At 56.8% G+C, this 20,976-nt stretch carries 18 protein-coding genes; 6 read left to right on the forward strand and 12 right to left on the reverse strand.

Features of this window, described 5'->3' with window-relative positions; all coding sequences use genetic code 11:
* The 3 genes from F3J40_RS17265 to cueR all read right to left on the reverse strand — a co-directional run.
* Window positions 1–2,062, reverse strand: a 2,062-nt coding sequence (locus tag F3J40_RS17265) for a DUF6531 domain-containing protein (protein WP_205297414.1), incomplete at its 3' end; no start/stop codon positions are given.
* A 17-nt stretch (window positions 2,063–2,079) separates the two neighbouring features.
* Window positions 2,080–2,520, reverse strand: coding sequence for a DcrB-related protein (locus F3J40_RS17270; protein ID WP_167016543.1), 441 nt, complete (start codon window positions 2,518–2,520; stop codon window positions 2,080–2,082).
* Between the two features lie 478 nt (window positions 2,521–2,998).
* Window positions 2,999–3,421, reverse strand: coding sequence for a Cu(I)-responsive transcriptional regulator (gene cueR / locus F3J40_RS17275; RefSeq protein WP_167016545.1), 423 nt, complete (start codon window positions 3,419–3,421; stop codon window positions 2,999–3,001).
* Between the two features lie 97 nt (window positions 3,422–3,518).
* Between cueR and copA the strand changes: the two genes are divergently transcribed.
* From copA to ybaK, 3 genes are all read left to right on the forward strand, one after another.
* Window positions 3,519–6,029, forward strand: coding sequence for a copper-exporting P-type ATPase CopA (copA, locus tag F3J40_RS17280; protein ID WP_167016547.1), 2,511 nt, complete (start codon window positions 3,519–3,521; stop codon window positions 6,027–6,029).
* Window positions 6,030–6,097: 68 nt separating this feature from the next.
* Window positions 6,098–6,901 carry a TraB/GumN family protein gene (locus tag F3J40_RS17285; RefSeq protein ID WP_167016549.1) on the forward strand — a complete coding sequence of 268 codons (804 nt, stop codon included), beginning with the start codon at window positions 6,098–6,100 and terminating at the stop codon, window positions 6,899–6,901.
* 171 nt (window positions 6,902–7,072) lie between these two features.
* Window positions 7,073–7,552: a Cys-tRNA(Pro)/Cys-tRNA(Cys) deacylase YbaK gene (gene ybaK / locus F3J40_RS17290; protein ID WP_017347830.1), complete on the forward strand. Its 480-nt coding sequence runs from the start codon at window positions 7,073–7,075 to the stop codon at window positions 7,550–7,552.
* Here the strand turns inward: ybaK and F3J40_RS17295 are convergent.
* Window positions 7,549–8,418 (reverse strand): LysR family transcriptional regulator, encoded by an 870-nt coding sequence (locus tag F3J40_RS17295; RefSeq protein ID WP_167016551.1) that lies wholly within the window; start codon window positions 8,416–8,418, stop codon window positions 7,549–7,551. The genes ybaK and F3J40_RS17295 overlap by 4 nt on opposite strands.
* 87 nt (window positions 8,419–8,505) lie before the next feature.
* Between F3J40_RS17295 and F3J40_RS17300 the strand changes: the two genes are divergently transcribed.
* Window positions 8,506–8,943 carry a multidrug/biocide efflux PACE transporter gene (locus tag F3J40_RS17300; RefSeq protein WP_167016553.1) on the forward strand — a complete coding sequence of 146 codons (438 nt, stop codon included), beginning with the start codon at window positions 8,506–8,508 and terminating at the stop codon, window positions 8,941–8,943.
* Here the strand turns inward: F3J40_RS17300 and ushA are convergent, their stop codons facing one another.
* On the reverse strand, window positions 8,944–10,692 hold the full coding sequence (gene ushA, locus F3J40_RS17305; RefSeq protein ID WP_167016878.1) for a bifunctional UDP-sugar hydrolase/5'-nucleotidase UshA: 1,749 nt from the start codon (window positions 10,690–10,692) through the stop codon (window positions 8,944–8,946). It abuts the gene before it with no gap.
* 405 nt (window positions 10,693–11,097) lie between these two features.
* Between ushA and ybaL the strand changes: the two genes are divergently transcribed.
* Entirely contained in the window at window positions 11,098–12,798 is a 1,701-nt protein-coding gene (ybaL, locus tag F3J40_RS17310) for a YbaL family putative K(+) efflux transporter (RefSeq protein WP_167016555.1), read from the forward strand.
* A gap of 91 nt (window positions 12,799–12,889) precedes the next feature.
* Here the strand turns inward: ybaL and F3J40_RS17315 are convergent, their stop codons facing one another.
* The 4 genes from F3J40_RS17315 to F3J40_RS17330 all read right to left on the reverse strand — a co-directional run bounded on the left by F3J40_RS17315 (window position 12,890) and on the right by F3J40_RS17330 (window position 16,951).
* Complete coding sequence (locus F3J40_RS17315; protein WP_167016557.1) at window positions 12,890–14,191, reverse strand: inosine/guanosine kinase; 1,302 nt, start codon at window positions 14,189–14,191, stop codon at window positions 12,890–12,892.
* A 57-nt stretch (window positions 14,192–14,248) separates the two neighbouring features.
* Window positions 14,249–15,208 carry a ferrochelatase gene (hemH, locus tag F3J40_RS17320; RefSeq protein ID WP_167016559.1) on the reverse strand — a complete coding sequence of 320 codons (960 nt, stop codon included), beginning with the start codon at window positions 15,206–15,208 and terminating at the stop codon, window positions 14,249–14,251.
* A 114-nt stretch (window positions 15,209–15,322) separates the two neighbouring features.
* A complete protein-coding gene (gene adk, locus F3J40_RS17325; RefSeq protein ID WP_167016561.1) occupies window positions 15,323–15,967 on the reverse strand; it encodes an adenylate kinase in 645 nt (214 codons plus the stop codon).
* A gap of 165 nt (window positions 15,968–16,132) precedes the next feature.
* Window positions 16,133–16,951: a DUF6024 family protein gene (locus F3J40_RS17330; RefSeq protein ID WP_240155511.1), complete on the reverse strand. Its 819-nt coding sequence runs from the start codon at window positions 16,949–16,951 to the stop codon at window positions 16,133–16,135.
* Window positions 16,952–17,124: 173 nt separating this feature from the next.
* Between F3J40_RS17330 and F3J40_RS17335 the strand changes: the two genes are divergently transcribed.
* Window positions 17,125–17,997 carry a LysR substrate-binding domain-containing protein gene (locus tag F3J40_RS17335; RefSeq protein WP_167016563.1) on the forward strand — a complete coding sequence of 291 codons (873 nt, stop codon included), beginning with the start codon at window positions 17,125–17,127 and terminating at the stop codon, window positions 17,995–17,997.
* 51 nt (window positions 17,998–18,048) lie between these two features.
* Here F3J40_RS17335 and htpG read toward each other — a convergent pair whose 3' ends face one another.
* From htpG to F3J40_RS17350, 3 genes are all read right to left on the reverse strand, one after another.
* Entirely contained in the window at window positions 18,049–19,920 is a 1,872-nt protein-coding gene (htpG, locus tag F3J40_RS17340; protein WP_017347840.1) for a molecular chaperone HtpG, read from the reverse strand.
* A gap of 98 nt (window positions 19,921–20,018) precedes the next feature.
* Entirely contained in the window at window positions 20,019–20,624 is a 606-nt protein-coding gene (gene recR / locus F3J40_RS17345; RefSeq protein WP_017347841.1) for a recombination mediator RecR, read from the reverse strand.
* Window positions 20,624–20,956 carry a YbaB/EbfC family nucleoid-associated protein gene (locus tag F3J40_RS17350; RefSeq protein WP_017347842.1) on the reverse strand — a complete coding sequence of 111 codons (333 nt, stop codon included), beginning with the start codon at window positions 20,954–20,956 and terminating at the stop codon, window positions 20,624–20,626. The genes recR and F3J40_RS17350 overlap by 1 nt, the downstream gene beginning before the upstream one ends.
* Window positions 20,957–20,976: the final 20 nt, after the last annotated feature.

Raw genomic sequence — 20,976 nt, forward strand, 5'->3', positions numbered from 1 at the left:
GCCGGGTGCTGCCCTCCGCGTCCGTGACCGCCGTCAGCTGCCCCAGCGCGTCATAGTCGTAGCGCGTGATGCTGCCGGAGCAGTCGGTGTACTGCGTCAGCTGGCCCTGGCGGTTCCAGGTCAGCAGTGCCTCGCCGCCGAGGGCATCGGTGATGCGCGCCGGCAGGCTCTCTTCCTCGTCGTCGTAGTGGTAGTCGGTGTGGTTGCCGCGCGCGTCGGTACGGCGGGTGAGACGCCCGAGGGTGTCCCAGTGCTGCAGGTGCTGGCTGCCGTCGGGGCGCTTCACCCCGAACAGCTGGCCGCTGTTGCGCGAGTACTGGTATTCGGTGGCGTGGCCGTCCGGGTCAGTCTCTTTCAGCAGGCGGCCGTAGCGGTCCCACTCGCTGTGCCAGGCCGCGCCGGAAGGCAAACGTACAGATACCGGCTCGCCGCGCGCCCACGTCAGGGTGTAGCGGCGGCCGTCATAGTCCCACAGCTGCGCCACCTGCTCGTCGTCGTCCAGCACCCACCGGGCGTTCTGGCCGCCGTCGCGCTGGACGCTGCGGCGTCCGCCCTCAAAGTCATAGCCCAGCGTGGCCCACTCGCCGTCGCTGCCGCGGTAGCCGGTGACGCGCGGCAGGCCGTCGATGTCCTGCCAGGCGTAGTCGCTGCGCAGGCCGGAGGCGTCCTCGTGCCAGGCCATCAGCCCGTCGTCGTCCCAGCCGAAGCGGCGCACCGTCTCCCCGGCGCGGTTCTGCACGCGGATAAGCCGGTCCTGCGGGTCGTAGTCGTAGCGTACCAGCGGGAGGTCCGGCTCGCCGGGGCGCAGCAGCACCACGCGGCTCAGGCGGGTGGCCCCGCTGTCTCCGGTGTGATAGTGGCAGCGGATAAACTGTCCCGCGCCGTCCACGGCCTCGCTCAGCAGGCCGCGGGCGTCGTAGTAAAACAGGGTGGCGTTCCCGGCGATGTCGCTGATGCGCGTCAGGCGGGCCACGCCGTGCTCAGGCAGCGGCGCGTAGTGGTAGCGGGTTTCGCCGGTGTCGAAGATTTCGAGGCTGCCGTCGGCGTGCTGCATCAGCCAGCACTTCTCCGCCTCCGACCAGGTTTTGCAGCCCACCGGGGGCAGCGGAAAGGCCACGTACTCGCCGGTGGGGGTGTACCACGCCACGCCGTTCTCATAGCGCGCGATGTGGCTTTCACTCTCCAGGCTCCAGCCGTGGCCGAGCACGCCTTCGGTGGGGTTGGCGCTGTGCCAGGTGCGCTGCCAGGTCAGCGGCAGGCGCGCGGGCAGCACGAAGTCCAGCTCGTCGTCGCCGCTGAGAAACTTCTGGCCGGTAATGATATCCACCGGGCGCAGGATAATCCCGGCGGCGGCGTTGGCGGTCATCAGCACGCCGAGGCGGCAGAGCACCCGGCCAATCCTGCGCACGCCGCGCAGCTTGCTGAGCTTTTCCGCCAGCTTCATCACGGCACCGGGCGCGCGCAGGCCGCCGGAGAAGTTGAGCAGCCCGGCAAACAGCAGCGTCAGGTCCGACACCTGGCCGACCCACTCGGGCACCTCGGGCTTGATGGGCAGGGTGGTGACGGTGCCGCCGCCGATAATCACGTTGGGCGAGCCGGAGAGGATGGTGGCCCCGCAGTTGGTTTTGTCGCCGCTGCGCGCCAGCGGAAAGCCGTTGACGAAGACGTTCGAGGCGCCCTGGGCCACCTGCATGCAGGGGCCGTCCTGGCTGCAGGCGGCGCGACTGAAGGTGGCGAGGGCGGCGGGCTTGCCGTTGATAAAGACGTTGTGGGAGCCGGTGAGCAGGGTGCCGCACTGCGAGAAGCTTCTCTCCCCGACCCCGGCGAGGGCATCGCGGGCGGTGGTCGCCAGCCAGCCGCTGAGGAAGCCCACGGCCACGCTGATGCCAATTACCACCAGGCCCACGCCGAGGCAGGAGGTGGCGAGGCCGGCGGCAAACAGGGCCCCGGCGGCATACGAGCCGGCGGCGGCCAGCAGGCCGCCCACCACGGTGCCGGCTATCATGCCGGCAAGGGCGTGAGAATGTCCGATCGGGTCGCCAACGCGCGCCGCTTCTCCCATGTGAATATCCTTGTTTTTTAAGCCTGTGGTTCCTTTCCAGGCGTGTAGCTGAGCAGGACCTGCGCCAGCAAGTTTTCATCTTCTGTGGTGAGTTTACGCGTCACGGCCAGGGTAAATACCAGCACCGTATCACCCTCAACCACAAAGACTGCCTGCCGCTGCCAGACGCGCTGGCCACTGCGCAAGTAAGTGGCCAGTACCTGTTCGCCTTGTAAAACGTTGTCACCCAGCACGGCTGGTGCACGCTCTTTCTCGGCCCAGCCTTTGAGGCCATCCGCCAGGCTTGCTAACTGACGGGTGACATAAGCCGCGAGATCTTCGCCCTGATTCAGTGAATCACGGGAAATATTTAATGCGGGCGAGGTTTCATCGGTAGCGATTAGTACATTAACGGTACGATCACGGTAGCCATCTGGCAGGGTTACGCTGCCTTCAGTGAAAATACAACGGGGCGTCATGGGCTGTCCTTAATTGATGCCGGGGATGGAGAGACGAACCACGCTAAGGTGGTCGCAAAACGCGGGGAACCTTCACAAAATTAGCCCGTAGTGTCAACCCGAAGCCGGTCTGGATTTCACGGGAAAAAGGAATTGAAGCGGGTATAAAGGCCGCAGATTACGTGCGATATAACGCTGCGCCAAAAATAGCGACATGATATGTCGCAAACAGAATGCTAATGCCACTGCGCAATGCGGAAGTCGTGTTCGTGAGAGATCACGATTTCTTGCTGCTAATGCGAAGAACATCACAACCTTAACGACACCGTAAAATGTCGGCGGCTATATCCGGCAATCTGGCCCCATGAAGTAAAGCAACACCCTCGCCTGCCGATTGCAGACTTTATTTCCTGTCCCTTAGCTGAAGGCTATTTCTCGCCCGTAGTAGCATGGCAACGACCTTCCAGCCAATGTCCCCTGCCCCTACAACAAAACGTTATTACTCCTCGGACGGCTTATCCGTAACCCCATGGCAACAGCCCGCCAGGTGCTCAATGATGGGGCACGCGGCACTTTCATCGCCTGGGCAATCCGCCGCCAGCGCCAGTAATCTGGCTCGCATAGCGTGGAGATCTTCAATATGTGCGGCGATCTCTTCCGCCTTTTGCAGGGTACGGGCTTTCACCTCTGCGCTATGGCGGGCCGGGTTGTTCATCAGCTGCACCAGCTCCCCGCACTCCTCCAGCGTGAAGCCGACCTGGCGTGACTGACGCAGTAGGTTTAACTCATCCAGATGATGTTGCGTATAGCTGCGGTAGCCATTGGCGCTGCGAACAGGCGGCGTGACGACGCCCTTCTCTTCATAAAAGCGAATCGCTTTACGGGTTAAGCCGGTTTTTTTTGCCACATCGCTGATATTCATCTGCCCCTCGCTTGACCTTCCCCTTGATGGAAGGTTTAACCTTTATCTCAATGCAAATTACCGGGCAGGTCAACTGCCGTCACACAAGGAGTTAAAAATGAGCAATACCTTGACTCTGGCGTTGGAGGGTCTCTCTTGCGGCCACTGCGTCAAACGCGTTAAAGAGGCGCTGGAACAGCGCGATGATGTTGAACAAGCAGAAGTGACACAACAGGAAGCGCGCATCTCTGGCTCTGCACAGGCCAGCGATCTGATTGCTACTGTCGAACAGGCGGGTTATCACGCGGCGTTAAAGGCCGATCACCCAAAGTCTGAGCCGTTGACAGCAGCAGAGCCGCCGCCGGAGGCGCTGGCAACGGCCGAGTCCGACTCCCCGGCAAAAAACCCAGCAGCACCGGCTCAGGTGTTGCTGATTGAAGGAATGAGCTGCGCCAGCTGCGTCAGCCGGGTGGAAAAAGCCCTGCAAGGCGTGGAAGGCGTCAGTGAAGCGCGGGTCAATCTGGGGGAACGTAGTGCATTGGTGATGGGCGAGGTCACCAGCGATGCGCTGGTTGCTGCCGTGCAGGCCGCAGGCTATGGCGCAGAAGCGATCGCAGACGAGCAACAGCGACGGGAAAAACAGCAGCACAATGCACGCAGTGCCATGCGCCGCTTTAGCTGGCAGGCAATGCTGGCACTGGCATTTGGCATCCCCCTGATGATTTGGGGCATGCTGGGTGACAACATGATGCTCAGCCCACAGAACCACTCTACCTGGCTAACGTTGGGTATTGTTACTTTACTGGTGATGGGCGTGACTGGCGGCCATTTTTATCGCAGTGCGGCTCGTAGCCTGCGTAACGGCAGTGCAACCATGGACACGCTGGTGGCACTCGGGACTGCCGCCGCCTGGATTTACTCCTTCAGCGTCGTGATCTGGCCCGATTTCTTCCCCCATCAGGCACGACATCTCTATTTTGAAGCCAGCGTGATGATCATTGGCCTGATCAACCTCGGTCATGCACTGGAACAACGGGCGCGCCAACGATCTTCTCAGGCCCTGCTGCGCCTGCTGGATCTGACTCCTCAACAGGCACGTGTGATTGAAAACGACAATGAGCAGCTCCTGCCGCTGGCTGCGGTGCAGTCAGGCATGACGTTGCGCGTCACTACCGGCGATCGCGTTCCGGTGGATGGCGAAGTGAGTCAGGGCGAAGTGTGGGTTGATGAGGCGATGTTGACCGGGGAAGCCCAGCCACGGCATAAAACGCCGGGGGAAAAACTGTATGCCGGTACGTTGATCCATGACGGTAGCGCCCGGTTTATCGCCCAGGCCACCGGCAATAACACCGCGCTGGCGCGGATTATTCATCTGGTGCGTCAGGCACAAAGCAGTAAACCGGCGGTTGGCCGCCTCGCGGATCGCATTTCTGCGGTATTTGTCCCGGTCGTGGTGGCCTTAGCGCTGATCAGTGGTGCCATCTGGTACTTCTTCGGGCCACAGCCCAACACCGCTTATGCCCTGGTGGTGATGACAACGGTCTTGATCATCGCCTGCCCTTGCGCGCTGGGTCTCGCCACGCCAATGTCAATTATTGCCGGTGTTGGCCGCGCAGCGGAACTGGGCATTCTGGTGCGTGATGCCGATGCACTGCAACAGGCTTCACAGCTCGACACCCTGGTGTTCGACAAAACCGGTACGCTCACCAACGGCAAGCCGGTTGTGAGTGAGGTCATCAGCTTAACGGGCGATAACGATACGCTGCTCAGTGCCGCAGCGGCGCTGGAGTCACTCTCCGCCCACCCGCTCGCCGGAGCCATTGTGGCGGCAGCACAACACCTGCCACGCGTCGAGATCGACCAATTCCGAACCCTGCCGGGCAAAGGGGTTACCGGTCAGCTCAAGGGGCAGATGCTGCTGGTGGGCAACCCGGCCTTGATGACGGAACAACAGATTGACTGGCGGCCGCTGGAAGCAAAACTGGATCAGGCGGCTCAGCAAGGAGCGACGCCGGTGTTGGTTGCACTGGCGGGTCAGTTACTGGGTGCCATTATGATCCGTGACACGCTACGCAGCGAGAGCAAAAATGCCCTGCAGCGCCTGCACCGTTTGGGCTATCGCCTGGTGATGTTAACCGGCGATCGGGAACAAACCGCACGGGCAATTGCGGCAGAAGCCGGGATTGATGAAGTGATTGCCGGTGTGTTACCGGCTGGCAAGGCAGAGGCCATCGTGAAGTTGCAGCAGGCCGGGCATAAAGTGGCGATGATTGGCGATGGTATCAATGACGCGCCCGCACTGGCGCAGGCGGACGTTGGCATTGCCATTGGCGGCGGAAGTGACGTCGCGCTGGAAAGTGCCGGTTTTGCACTGATGCGAAACGATCTCCACAGCGTTGCCGATGCCCTCGCACTGTCGGCGGCCACTCTGCGTAATATCCGCCAAAACCTGTTTGGGGCCTTTATCTATAACAGTCTGGGGATTCCGCTGGCTGCGGGCGTACTGTTCCCGCTGACCGGTTCGCTGCTCAGCCCGATTGTTGCCGGTGCGGCCATGGCACTCTCATCAATCACCGTGGTCGGGAACGCCAATCGCCTGCTGCGCTATCAACCACCGGGACAGGAATAGCCCTTTCAGCGCTGTTTTTGCCACGCTGAAACCGCTAGCATGACGTTTTGATTAACCAAGGAACGTGCATGACTGTCAGCCTGTGGCAACGCCTGAGCGCCTTGAAAATGCGCCTGTTCCCGACTCAGTACCGCTGGCCTGCGCTGGATATGCTGCTGGGTGATCGCTGGCTGCATCTGGTCGGCAGCATTCACATGGGCACCCAAAATATGCAACCGCTGCCTCCGCAACTCCTGCGGCGGTTGCGCCAGGCGGATGCCCTGATTGTCGAAGCGGATATCACACGTGGTGGATCGCCGTTCACGCAAGATGAACAGCGCCCACCGCTGGCTGAGCGGTTCCCGGCTTCCACCCTCGCCGGGTTAGAAAAATTGCTGCTGTCCCTGCCATTTTCGCTGTCCCAGTTGGATAACCTGCCCGCGTGGCAGATAGCGCTGATGTTGCAAGCGCAGCAGGCGCAACAGCTTGGCTTACGCCCGGAATACGGGATTGATTATCAGCTCCTGCAGGCCGCACGTGACTGGCATAAACCGGTCATCGAACTGGAAGGGGCTGATGCCCAAATTACTTTGTTAAAGACGCTGCCGGATGATGGTAAAGCACTGCTGCTGGATACGCTGGAGCACTGGCATACCAATGCGCGCCTGCTACAGATGATGATGGGCTGGTGGCTTGAGCATCCGCCAAAGCAGCGGCAGCTCGCGTTGCCAACGACATTTAGCCAGACGTTGAATGATACGTTGATTACCCAACGAAATTTACAGTGGAAAGAGAGTTTAACGGCGCTCCCTGGCGGACGCTATGTGGTGGCAGTAGGGGCATTGCACCTGTACGGTGACGATAATTTGCCTGAGTTATTACGCCAGGCATAAAAAAAAGGCCAGTAGCGTTACTGGCCCGTCAAAGAGGAATTTGTTTATGATTTTGGTTATCGCCCGGCACTCCAGTGCCGAACGCGGGCTAATTTTCGCGCAAAGCTCAGATTTTCGCCACTAAAATTCATCAATCGACGTAATTAGTTTTTTTCCTCGCAAGGACCGGTTATGACTCCAGCGGTAAAGCTGCTTGAAAAACAAAAGGTAAGCTTCAAACTTCATCCCTATGAGCATGACAGCAACGAGACCAATTTTGGTGATGAAGCGGTGCGAAAGCTCAATCTCGATGCACGTCAGGTGTTTAAAACCTTGTTGGTTGCGTTAAATGGGGATGCCAAACAGTTGGCCGTCGCGGTGACACCGGTTTCCTCGCAGTTGGATCTGAAGAAAGTCGCTAAGGCTTTCGCGGCGAAAAAAGCCGATATGGCTGATCCACAGCTCGCACAGCGCGTTACCGGCTATCTGCTGGGCGGCATCAGTCCTTTGGGGCAGAAAAAGCGCCTGCCCACGGTCATTGATATACAAGCCACAGAATTCAGTACTCTGTTTATCTCCGGCGGGAAGCGCGGGCTCGATCTGGAACTGGCACCCAACGATCTGGCGCGGTTGCTGAATGCCCCGCTGGCGGACATTGCTCGCCGCGATTAATCACGCGGCTGTGCGCAGAGTTGATCGATCATCCAGCGTCCGGCCGGGCCTGGCGGGTGGCGATGCGACCACAGTACATCCACGGCGATATGCTGCGGCCAGCCACACACCGGCAGCTCAACCAGTACCTGATGCCCAAACTGGGCCACCAGCCAACGCGGCAATACGCTCCAGCCAAACCCCTGCTCTGCCATTTCCAGTAGTAACAAATAGGAAGGCGCAGACCACACCTGTCCACTTTGCGGTAACGGACGTTGCTGGCTCCAGGTATTCAGGCGCAGTTGACGCACTTCGCCCAACTGCCCTTCGCTGACTTCGGACAGCGCGCTTAAAGGGTGCTGCTGGTGCAGATAGATCGCCATTTGCGCTTCAACCTGTAAACGCGCCACCGCAATGTCCGGCGGTAAGGTGGGTTGCGTCCGCACCACCCCAAGATGCACTCTTCCCCCCTGGAGCAGATCCACCACATCCTCATCTTCAGCAATCATGCATTCGAACTCAATATCCGGGTAACGCGCAGCAAAGCGGTTGAGCATATTTTCATGATGATCGGCCTGCCAGAAATCTGAAATGGCGATGCTAAGGCGCGGCTCAACACCCTGCGCTAACTGCAATGCGAGGTCGTCTAACCGTTGGCTGGCCGCAATGATTTGCTGAACGCGCGTCAATGCACGCGCTCCTTGTGGCGTCAGTACCGGCTGACGTCCCTGACGATCGAACAGCACTATCCCAAGATCGTCTTCCAGATTGGCGATCGCCGCGCTGATCGTGGACTGGCTTTTTCCGAGGGCGCGGGCGGCAGCCGAAAACGATCCGCTGGCCACGGTCTGCACAAAGGCTTCCAGTGATTCAGGAGAGTATTTCATCAAATCCATCGCTTTTTTCGATAGGTGTTAATTTCAGCTTAGCATGACCGCGTGAGAAAATACGCCCCATTCACTAATGGAGGATATATGAGTCAGTCTCGCTCAATGAAAGAACGCTTTTTCCATGCCGTCGGATTTGAGGTGTTAGCTATTTTGACGGTTTCACCACTGGCCGCCTGGGCGATGGGCAAACCGCTGTTTCAGATGGGCGCACTTGCCATCATGCTCTCCAGCGTGGCGCTGGTCTGGAACATGATCTACAACGCGGTGTTTGATCGTCTGTTACCGCGCGATAAAGTTAAACGGGGTTTGCTGATCCGTGTGTTACATGCGTTAGGTTTCGAGGGTGGATTTATACTGATCGGCCTGCCAATTGCCGCGATGATGTTGGGTATTGGCCTGTGGCAAGCCCTGCTGCTGGAAGTAGCATTTTTCCTGTTCTTCCTGCCCTATACCATGGCGTACAACTGGATATGGGATAACCTGCGCGCACGTTGGGTCGCGCGCAGGTCGTGTGAAGCCTGATTATTCGTGTTTCTCACGCAACGGCTCGAACCACGCCAGAATCGCCTGTGGGAAGGTCAGGGCTTTCTTCTTCTCAGACTGCTGGCGTGCTTTTTCCTGTTGCTCTAGCTCTTCGGGCGTCAGTTGGCGAATTTCACCGTCTGGAGCGTAGTCAGCACGTTTCAGCGGTGAGTGATGCTGCACCCAGTCGCGTAATACGCTGATGTCCGTTACCCCCTTGTTGGAATAAGCGGGCTGCTGGTCGATACGCGGATAACCGTCACCGCCGCTGGCGTTAAAGCTGTTGGTCGCCAGCCGATAGACTTTATCGGCCTGCAACGGTTGGCCTTTGACCGTAATCTCCGTCAGCACATCCCCCGCACGCACAAAGCCCACCCCGGAGAACTGTGCATATCCCCCACTGCCAGCCGGAATTTTCGCTACCGCAGTGAGGTATTGTGCCAGTTCAGTGCCGGTCAACGTGACGGAAACCACCTGATTAGCAAACGGCTGCACCTGCAACAAATCGCGCAGCGTTAGTTTTCCAGCTGGCAGCGAACTGCGTACTCCGCCGCCGCTCATCACCGCGAGGTCGGCCTGCGTGCTGGCCGTTTGTGCCGCCAGAATCAACTGGGCCAGGTCACTGCGTCGATAGCGCACCACATCACGATCGCCATTAAACACCTCGTTACTGCTGCCCACAGCGACCTGCATTTTTTCTTCTGCCCGCTTTTTGAACGGTAGCAGCAGCTTCATCATCGCGCTGTTAGGCACGATCTCCTGCTTCCACGGCAGCCAGAGGGTCGATCCATCCTCATTTTTGATTTGATGGCGCAGGTTCACCGGCAGTAACTGGTAATTTGCCAGGCTGAGTTTGCCATCCTGGAAACGGAAATCAGCGCGCCCGACATATTTACCCCACTCACCCGCCTGCATAATCCAGATGCCGTTTTCTACATCCGGCAGACAAGGATCGCCCGGTTTATACTCTTTCACCGGCTGATTCTGTTTGTCCATGCAGATCAAGTCGTGACTGTGACCGCCCACAATTGCGCCGACACTGCCTTGTGGTAACGCCTGCGCCAGGGTGACATCATTTATTCCCTCGCTGTGCCAGCCGAGGTGAGAAAGCAGAATCACCACATCAGGCTTTTCCTGCTGACGGAGCTCAGCCAGTGCTTTCAGGGTTTCACTGACCGGGTCACGAAATTCCAGATTTTGCACATTCAGCGGGCTGGCCAGTTTTAGCGTATCCGGCGTGCTGAGACCAATCACGGCAATTTTCAGCCCCATGCGGTTAAACACAGCCCAGGGCTTAAACAGCCGCTTTCCGTCTTGTTTTTGATACACATTGGCCGCAATAAAGGGAAATCTCGCCCACTTTTGCTGCTGTTGCAGCACGCTGAGCGATTTATCAAACTCATGATTGCCCAGTGCCATGGCATCGTAACCAATCAGGTTCATGCCGCGAATATCGGGTTCAGCATGGGTGATATCTGATTCTGGCACGCCGGTATTAACGTCTCCTGCGGAGAGGATCAGCGCACCACCGCCTTTAGCTTGCGCATCATAGCGCTGCTGGTCCATTAAGGTTTTTTGTGCAGCGAGGCCATACTCGTTCTGCTCATTGGGCCAGAAGTGGCCGTGCTCATCATTGGTATGCAACAACGTAAAATTGTAACTATGGCCTGGCAGCCATGCCTGCGCCAGTCCTGGCGTCAGCGCGATGGCCAGAGCCAGAACTATGCCTTTCTTGCGAGTCAACACCACTGCCACTCTCCTTATCGCCGCTTCCGGCTGGCCTTTTTTGCTTTCTGCATTCTCTTCTTTTGTGTCGCACATTCCAGACTTTAACTCAAGGTGAAACACGCATACAGCTGTCAGGAAAACTGTGAGTAAACGAATCATTCGTAACGGCAGGATTTTACGGCCGCCACCAGATGCTCTCGTTCCAGATCGGACTTACAGCAGTATGGTTTCTGGGTTGAGTTGGCCGCGCACGCTGATGAAATGGCAATTTAATGGACATGATTGCTAAAAATGCGCCTTTTGTGCCTGATTTCACTTTATCGCCGGATTTTTTTCATTTATCACCAAAATAACTAAACTATAAATAATAAACTCGCGTACACTCGATTGTTACAAGCGGACACATTTGTACACAAGGAGACAGATATGCACCACACCACACCGTTGATTACCACTATAGTTGGGGCGCTGGTTCTGGCTTTTCTCCTTGGTATGCTGGCAAATCGCCTGCGTATTTCTCCTTTGGTCGGTTACTTGCTTGCTGGCGTGTTAGCGGGCCCTTTTACCCCCGGCTTTGTGGCCGATACCAACCTCGCCCCTGAACTGGCTGAACTTGGCGTTATTTTGCTGATGTTTGGCGTAGGTCTGCACTTTTCATTAAAAGATTTGATGTCGGTGAAAGCGATTGCCATTCCAGGCGCCGTGGCACAGATTGCTGTGGCAACGCTGCTAGGGATGGGGCTGTCGTGGGCATTAGGCTGGTCGTGGATGACCGGTCTGGTGTTTGGTCTGTGCCTTTCCACTGCCAGTACGGTCGTGCTGCTACGCGCCCTGGAAGAGAGGCAGTTGATCGACAGCCAGCGCGGTCAGATCGCGATTGGCTGGCTGATCGTGGAAGATCTGGTGATGGTGCTGACGCTGGTCCTGTTGCCCGCCATCGCTGGCATGCTGGAACAGGGCAACGCCAGCCCAGCGCTGCTGGCCTGGGATCTGCTGTTTACCATCGGTAAAGTCGCCGCGTTTATGGTACTCATGATGGTGGTGGGCAAACGCGTTGTCCCCTGGATTCTGGCCAAAAGTGCGGCGACCGGCTCACGTGAACTGTTCACCCTCGCCGTTTTGGCACTGGCATTAGGGATCGCCTTCGGGGCAGTAGAATTTTTCGACGTGTCATTTGCCCTTGGCGCGTTCTTCGCCGGGATGGTACTGAATGAGTCTGAACTGAGCCACCGTGCCGCTCACGATACCCTACCGCTGCGGGATGCCTTTGCCGTGCTGTTTTTTGTTTCGGTGGGGATGCTGTTCGATCCGATGATTTTACTGTCGCAGCCGCTGGCGGTGCTGGGCGCACTCACCATCATCGTGGTGGGGAAATCCCTGGCGGCCTGGTTGCTGGTGACGGTGCTGGGCCATTCACGGCGAACCGCATTAACCATTTCGGTCAGCCTCGCGCAGATTGGTGAGTTTGCGTTTATTCTCGCCGGGTTAGGCATTTCACTGGGTATGCTGACCGAAGAGGGCCGTAATCTGGTGCTCGCGGCCGCCATTCTGTCGATCATGATCAACCCGGTGCTGTTTACTCTGCTGGAGCGCTATCTCACCCGCACCGAAACCGTTGCCGAACAGACTCAGGAAGAGGCCAGTGAAGAGGAAAACCAGATCCCGGTGGATATCTGTAACCATGCCATTTTAGTTGGCTATGGGCGCGTTGGCAGCCTGCTGGGGCAAAAGCTACAGGAAGCCGAAGTCCCGCTGGTGGTGGTTGAGAATTCACGCACTCGCGTTCAGGCACTGCGTGAGCAAGGCATCCGAGCGGTACTGGGCAATGCTGCGCGCGCTGAAACCATGGAACTGGCGCGCTTAGAGTGCGCGCGTTGGCTGCTGCTCACTATTCCTAATGGCTATGAATCCGGTGAAATTGTCACTGCCGCCCGCGAGCAGCGTGAAGACATTGAGATTTTCGCCCGGGCACACCATGACGAAGAGGTGGATTACATTCTGGCACGCGGCGCAAATCAGGTGGTGATGGGCGAGCGTGAAATCGCCAACAGCATGCTGGGGCTGTTGCAGGTGGCTCCTGCTGTTGCTCCCCCTGAATCCCCAACGTCGGTCACCGCCGCTTCATAACCTTCCTGCCTGCGGCCGCTGTTCTCGTCGCAGGCAAGACCGGAAACTGCCAGCCATGCGCACCGTTTGGCGGCAGGGCTGGCAGTGAGACTTAACGCTCCCAGTACGCCTCTTCCAGACTATCTTCCCGTTCAGGCAGGCCTCGCATCAAACGCGGAGAGTGCTGATTGAGCACCTGATACGAGACGCGGTTGGCATATTTGCACACCTGAGAAAGCGAAGAATAAGTCAGGTAAGCCCGCGAGTGTTTACTGGAGTTCGGCACATTCTGGCGGTGGAAATTATTCGCGCTGATATCGTGTAACAACGCGGCCAGTGCGCCATCTCCCGCGCCATTGGTATTCATGATCTTCTCAGGCCCGCCCATATAAGGCGCGATGTGTGAGTAGATGGCTAATGGCTGCTCACAGTCGCTACGACGCATTGCACGGCTGAACTCATACTGATTGAATTCGGCGATAGCACCCGGCAACAGCGGGCGATTGGTGCTGCGCTTAAACGCCTCTTCGGTATAACCCGCCATGTAGAGTCCATTCGGACCGGCCGTACACAACACTAAATCTACCCACTCCAGCGCCTTTTGTGCCGCCAGCAGCGGATCGCTTTCGCCGGTCAGCGCCTCACCCTCTTCTTCGTTCATCGCCACAATAGTGACGTGATCGCGCAGGAAGTCGCGCCAGAACTGCGGATCATCATGGATGATGTGCTGGGTCCCAAGGGTTAAGACCACCGGGACATCATGGCGTTTCGCATACTCAATCGCCTGGAGCGTGGCCGCGGGCATCGGATCGCCTGGTTGTCCACGTAACAGATAGGAGGTCAGCACCAGTGCAGAGGATTCGGCAATCACCGCTTCGGGAATGCTGCTCGCACTGAGTTGGTTCATCTGCGCTGGGCTAATGGCGAATGTCCGCTCACCGTGTTCGCCAATCAAGGTGAAGCAGCGCCCAATGGCACCGTCAACGCCTTGCAGGTAGTTAAGGTCCATACGGCTGGAGGTGTTGCACAGGTAGCGATAGGCATAACCGCCAATCTGGATGTTATTACACATCACGCCGAGCAGGACGGAGCGATCGTCCGCCAGCACCGAGTAGTTGTGTAAGGTATTACCAATGGTGCCACCGGCAAACTGATGGCTAATCAGCTGATGCTGCATCAGCTCCTGATACAGCGCTTCGGCACGTGCATCGTCAATAACCAGCGAATGGCCAGCGCTGAGCTGATAACGCTGTAAAAAGCTGTCGTCTACGCGGGCTTCAATATCCACCATGATCTGGTCGATGCCGACAATAGTGCTGCCTTCACCCTGCTCCTGCTGAGTGGTTTGTATCAGCGGATCGCGTGCGCTAACGGGGAAGTAGTGTTTAGATTTACGTTTGCCGGGAAATTTCATGAAGATGCCGTACTGGAAAAACAGGCAGAGAATGATATCACACTCTCTGCCAGGGTTTTAACGACGACTGTTCACCAACTGCACCATCATTTCGATGTGCTCTGCGTCGGCATTCAGGGCAGGAATGTATTCGAATTTCTCACCACCGGCGTGCATGAAGAATTCACAGTTCTGCTCGCTGATCTCTTCCAGCGTTTCCAGGCAGTCCGCTGAGAAGCCCGGGCTCATTACCTGAACGTGCTTCACGCCTTTCTGCGGCAGATTTTGCATGGTTTCATCGGTATACGGCTGAAGCCATGGCTCACGACCAAAGCGTGACTGGAAAGTCATCTTGATTTGGTCGTCACGCAGCCCCAGAGCCTGTTGCAGCGCAGCGGTAGTGTCTTTGCAACGTTGCGCGTAGTCATCCCCTTCATCCACAAAGCGCTGCGGAATACCGTGGTAGGACAGCACCAGCAAATCGGGTTGGCCATGTTGGGCAAATGAACGCTCAACCGAGGCTTTCAGCGCGGCAATATAAGCAGGGTGATCGGCATAGTCGCGAATGAACTGGACGTCCGGCAGAGAACGATAGCCTTTGAAAATATCCGCAATCCCATCCCATACCGCAGCCACCGTCGAACAGGAGAACTGTGGGTAGAGTGGCAGCACGATCAGTCGGGTGACGCCCTGCGCCATCAGGCTATCTAGCGCGCTTTTCAGGCTCGGATTGCCGTAGCTCATGCCCAGCGCAACGGGCATATCCACGCGTTGTGCCAGCGCATCGCGTTGGCGCTTGCTGAACACCAGCAGCGGCGAGCCCTCTTCCATCCATACCGATGCATAGAGTTTGGCTACACGCGGCGATCGGAACGGCAGCACGATGCCATGCAGAATCGGCAACCAAATTGGGCGTGGCGTATCCACTACGCGCGGATCGCTCAGGAACTGCTGCAGGTAGCGTTTTACGGCGGGAGTAGTAGGTGCATCTGGCGTACCGAGGTTAACCAACAGAACGCCGGGCTTATCTTGCCTCATTCTAATTCCTTGCTGACATTGGACAGATCAGAAAACGGGGAAATTGTAGCGGAATTAGCGGGGAGGAAAAGCAATTACTGCAACAGGGGCCAGCTAACTAGCCCCTGAAGTGCATTAGCCGAGGATCTCAGCCAGTTCTGCACGCACTTCGGCCACCTGACGGGTGCCGTCGATTTTAACGTATTTGGTATTACCCGCTGCCGCTTCTTTGCTGTAATAGCCAATCAGTGGTGCCGTCAGCTCATGGTACTCGACCAGGCGCTTACGTACGGTCTCTTCCTGATCGTCTTTACGCGTAGACAGCTCTTCGCCGGTGACGTCATCTTTACCTTCCACTTTTGGTGGATTGTATTTGACGTGGTACACACGGCCAGAGTTCGCGTGAACGCGACGGCCAGTAATACGGTCAACGATCAGCTCATCCGGTACGGCGAACTCCAGCACGAAATCAACGTTGATCCCGGCTTCTTTCATCGCATCCGCCTGTGGAATCGTACGCGGGAAGCCATCCAGCAGGAAACCTTTCGCACAATCTTCCTGAGCAATACGCTCTTTAACCAGCGCAATCACCAGCTCATCAGTGACCAGTTTACCTGCATCCATGATCGCTTTTGCCTGATTACCCAGCTCGCTCCCGGCCTTAACCGCAGCACGCAGCATATCTCCGGTGGAGATTTGCGGAATACCGTAGTTTTCCATAATAAACTGGGCCTGAGTCCCCTTACCTGCGCCCGGAGCACCGAGCAGAATAATACGCATTGCGTAATTCCTCTTGCAAACACACATGATCAATCTGAGAAGGCGAAGAACATACCATTATGACCCGCACACCACAAGGAACGCGGACAGTCGCGGATGATTATCTGGCTGACACATTCTGCGTTTTGCACCCGTAAACGGTGGGTTACCTGTGGCGTTTTCAGATTACCCCGCCGCCGCCAATGTCTGGCACAATCGCTGTCTAATCGATTCAGTTGTGTCGCTAATTTTTTTACCACTGCCGCGTTTTTCGGCGCGAATAGAGAGTTTCAAGGCGTGGGGAAAAATTTGCATACCGGGCGACAGCACCAACCGGTTAAGCAGATTATCGGGCAATTCCAGCAGTGCGAAAGGCAACCCCGGCGTATGACAGGAGTGGATCACATGGGGCGTTTCAATGCGAATTGCACTCACCATCGCAATATTATAGGGCTGCCAGCGACCTCCGTTAATCTGTTCGAGAGCGTCAGTAATCGCCTCCCCGAACGCCATGCCCTGCTCAAACAAGCGCAGCTCACTACGCACCAGCGTGCTGAAATCCTGGGTGCGGAGCGCAATCAGCACCAGGCCGCCAGGCAGTGCGGCATGATGATCGAGCCGGGTAACAAACAGTTGGCTCTCGTCCACCAGCGGCATATGCAGGGTTGTCGCGAAGGTTTCACTTACATCAACCACCCCCTCTTTCTGGCAGGATTGCAGCGTGCGAATTTTGCCTTCAACAGGATCGACCTGCGCCACCAGATTGATACTCCCCGCCATAACCGGCACCTCCGGCATGGTGCTCAACGCCGTGATCGGGTAATGCGCAGCATAGCGTCGCTGATTACGCGTCTGTTCCTGTCTTAAAAACAGACGTGAGAGCAGCACGCGCGCAACATGCAAAGAGGGGGCGAAGAACAGATCAAACTGCTCAAGATGATAGCAACGGGAAAGTTCGGCACGGAGTTCATCTCGCGCCTGTGTCATTCGTTCCGTAATAGACATTGCGTGAGTTTCTCATTTTTTTACCCGTCGACGGGGTGCGAGGCAGGTGACAATCACAGGATAAGCGCGCAGTCAACCCGCCAGAATCTGCGGGCAAGGTTAGGTCAATGCGTCTGGACTTTAAAATGATATAAACTGACAATCCCTGTTAGGTTTTTGCACAGGGGATGGGTATGACCGGGCTTCCACCACTGCGGGCGTTGCACTACTTTTATCAGGCCGCCTTACACAGCAGTTTTAGCGTTGCCGCTGCAAGGTTACATGTAACCCATAGTGCAATCAGTCACCAGGTTCGCCAGCTGGAGAGCTGGATGGGCAAACCGCTGTTTGTCCGCGCCAGTGGCCGCGTTAAATTAACATCGCATGGCGAACGCCTGCTCTTGAGCTGTCAGAAAGCGTTCAACGAACTGACCGCCACCAGTGAAGGCATTCGCAACGGACTGCGTCATCAGTTAAATATCGCCTGCGCGCCGAGTTTTCTGGCGCAGTGGCTGATTCCACGGCTGGGCGGCTTTTATCAGCGCCATCCGGAAATTGATGTGCAGTTTCAAGGTATTATGGATGTGGACCAGCTACGCAGCGAGCATGCTGATGTGCTGATCATGAGCTATGAACAGCAGCCAGATGAAGATGTCGATGCTACGCTGGTCACCGCTGATTACATCGGCCCGCTCTGCGCACCGCGCTTTGCCAACGGTTTTAAACAGGCCGCCGATCTCGCTACGTTGCCCATTTTACACGCCGATACGCGCCGTCAGGCGTGGAGCGAGTGGGCTGCCCTGTACGGCGCAGAGTCGCAAGAGCACAGCGGTAAGCATTTTGACAATCTGACATTGGGGATTCAGGCCGCACTTAATGGCCTGGGTGTGATCATGGCACCACGCCTGTTAGTGCGGAAAGAGCTGGAAGACGGCTCACTGATTGCACCACTGGGCTTTGTTCGCGCCGCACGCGCCACCTGGATGATGACGAAGCAGTCACGCCGTGACGATGTGGAAATCGCGCTGTTTCGCCACTGGCTGGGGGAAGAGCTGCTACAGCAATAAATTGCGGGCATAAAAAAAGCCCCTGCCAGTGGCAGGGGCTGAGTCTACGGCTTACGCCAGCAGTTGGTTCATACGACGGATAAACTGGTTAGGATCTTCCAGCGTGCCGCGTTCAGCCAACAGCGCCTGATCCAGCAGCAGTTCAATCCACTCGCTGAATCGGGTCTCTTCTTCGGTGTCAGCCGCACGTTTCACCAGCGCGTGCTCTGGGTTCAGTTCGAAGATGTATTTCACTTCCGGTGCGGCCTGACCTGCGGCAGCAAACAGTTTCGCCATCTGGGTGCTGATTTCATCTGCATCCGTGGTGACAATCGCCGGGGTGTCTGTCAGGCGATGCGTCAGACGCACTTCCTTCACACGCTCGCCCAGCAGCGTTTTCACGCGGTCAACAAACGGCTCCAGCGCTTTACCGGCTTCTTTCTGCGCTTCGCTCTCTTCATCAGCCAGCTTATTCAGCGACTCATCCGCTTTGCTGACAGACTGGAAGCTCTTACCGTCGAATTCGGTCAGGTAGCTCATCATCCACTCATCGATGCGATCGGAGAGCAGCAGCACTTCAATGCCTTTTTTACGGAACAGCTCAAGGTGCGGGCTGCTCTTCGCGGCGGCATAGCTGTCGGCCGTGATGTAGTAGATCTTATCCTGGCCTTCCACCATGCGGCTGACATAGTCTTCCAGCGAGATAGTCTGCGCGGAACCTTCGCTCTGGCTGGTGGCGAAACGCAGCAGCTTAGCAATGGTTTCCTGGTTGGCGTTATCTTCCGCTGGGCCTTCTTTCAGCACCAGACCAAACTCTTTCCAGAAGGTCTGATATTTTTCTGCGTCGTCTTTAGCCAGTTTTTCCAGCATCTGCAGGCTACGCTTGGTCAGTGCGCCACGCAGGCTCTGGGTAACACGGTTATCCTGCAGAATTTCACGGGAGACGTTAAGTGGCAGATCGTTTGAGTCAATCAGACCGCGCACAAAGCGCAGATAGTTCGGCATGAACTGTTCCGCGTCATCCATGATGAATACGCGTTGCACATACAGTTTCAGACCGTGTTTCTGATCGCGGTTCCACATATCAAACGGCGCACGCGCGGGGATGTACAGCAGTGAAGTGTACTCCTGCTTACCTTCTACGCGGTTGTGGCTCCAGGTGACAGGATCGGTGAAATCATGGGCGATGTGTTTATAAAACTCACCGTACTCTTCATCGCTGATATCAGATTTGTTGCGCGTCCACAGAGCCTGGGCTTTGTTGATCTTTTCCCAGCTGGTGGTATCGCTCTCTTCATCTTTGCTTTCGATCTCAACCGGCAGCGCGATGTGATCGGAGTATTTGCTGATGGTGCTGCGTACACGCCACGCATCAAGGAACTCATCCTCACCTTCGCGCAGGTGCAGGGTGATTTCAGTACCGCGATCCGCTTTTTCGATATCGGCAATGGTGTATTCACCTTCACCGGCAGATTCCCAGAACACGCCTTCGTCTGCGGCAGCACCGGCTGCGCGCGTGCGCACCGAAACTTTGTCCGCCACAATAAAGGCTGAGTAGAAACCAACACCGAACTGACCAATCAGTTGGCTGTCTTTGGCCTGGTCAGAACCCATTGAATCGAGGAAGGCTTTGGTACCTGATTTTGCGATAGTCCCGAGGTTTTCGATCACCTCGTCACGGCGCATACCAATGCCGTTATCGCTCAGGGTCAGGGTGCGGTTGTCCTTATCCACAGAGACACGCACGCGCAGGTCGCCGTCGCCTTCATACAGATCCGGCTGTGACAGTGCGCGGAAACGCAGTTTGTCAGCCGCATCGGAGGCGTTGGAAATCAGTTCGCGCAGGAAAATCTCTTTGTTGGAATACAGAGAATGGATCATCAGGTGCAGAAGCTGTTTTACTTCTGACTGGAAGCCACGGGTCTCTTGTCCTTTCATGGTCATTGCTACCTCAACGGAATCAGGTTTAATGGACGTTGAGGAGGAGATGGGGGCCGAACAGCGGATTTCAAGCCGGTGTTTGTCACAACACCGGCAAGTGGTCAGAATTTAAACTTTTGGCGTCCTGCCAGCGAGTGCGACAGCGTCGTCCCGTCGACCATTTCCAGCTCGCCCCCCACCGGGACACCATGCGCAATACGGCTGGCTTCGACGCCATACTGGCCGCACAGCTCAGCGATGTAGTTAGCCGTGGCTTCACCTTCCACCGTGGGATTTGTCGCCAGAATGACTTCATGCAGGGTTTCACTTTCCAGACGCTGCTCAAGGCGGTCCAGACCGATATCCTGCGGGCCAATGCCATCGAGCGGCGAAAGATGCCCCATCAGCACAAAGTAGCGTCCGGCAAATTGCCCGGTTTGCTCAATGGCGTGGATATCCGCCGGGCTCTCAACCACGCAGATCTGACCATTTTGCTGCCTTCTTGGGTTGGCGCAGATGGTACAGATATCCTGCTCGGTAAAGGTGCGGCAATCCGCACAGTGGCCAATTTCGGACATGGCGCGGGTCAAAGCCTGCGCCAGCCGCATCCCACCGCTGCGATCGCGCTGCAGCAGCTGAAAGGCCATACGCTGCGCTGATTTCGGGCCGACGCCAGGCAAACAGCGCAGCGCCTCCATCAGGGATTCAAGCAGTGGACTGGTTTGCATCAGAATGGCATCTTGAAGCCTGGTGGCAACTGCATTCCAGCAGAAACAGCACCCATTTTCTCTTTCTGCGCTTCATCGATGCGACGCGCTGCATCGTTAAATGCCGCAGCGATCAGATCTTCCAGCATGTCCTTGTCGTCTTCCAGCAGGCTTGGATCAACTTCAACGCGACGGCAGTTGTGCGCACCATTGATGGTCACTTTTACCAGGCCCGCGCCAGATTCACCGGTCACTTCCAGTGCAGCAATCTCTTCCTGCACTTTCGCCATTTTGTCCTGCATCTGTTGGGCCTGTTTCATCAGGTTGCCCAGTCCGCCTTTACCACCAAACATAGTTTTCTCTCTTTACCGGG

Origin of the sequence: Candidatus Pantoea multigeneris (assembly GCF_011752615.1) — a bacterium.
GTDB lineage: Bacteria > Pseudomonadota > Gammaproteobacteria > Enterobacterales > Enterobacteriaceae > Pantoea > Pantoea multigeneris.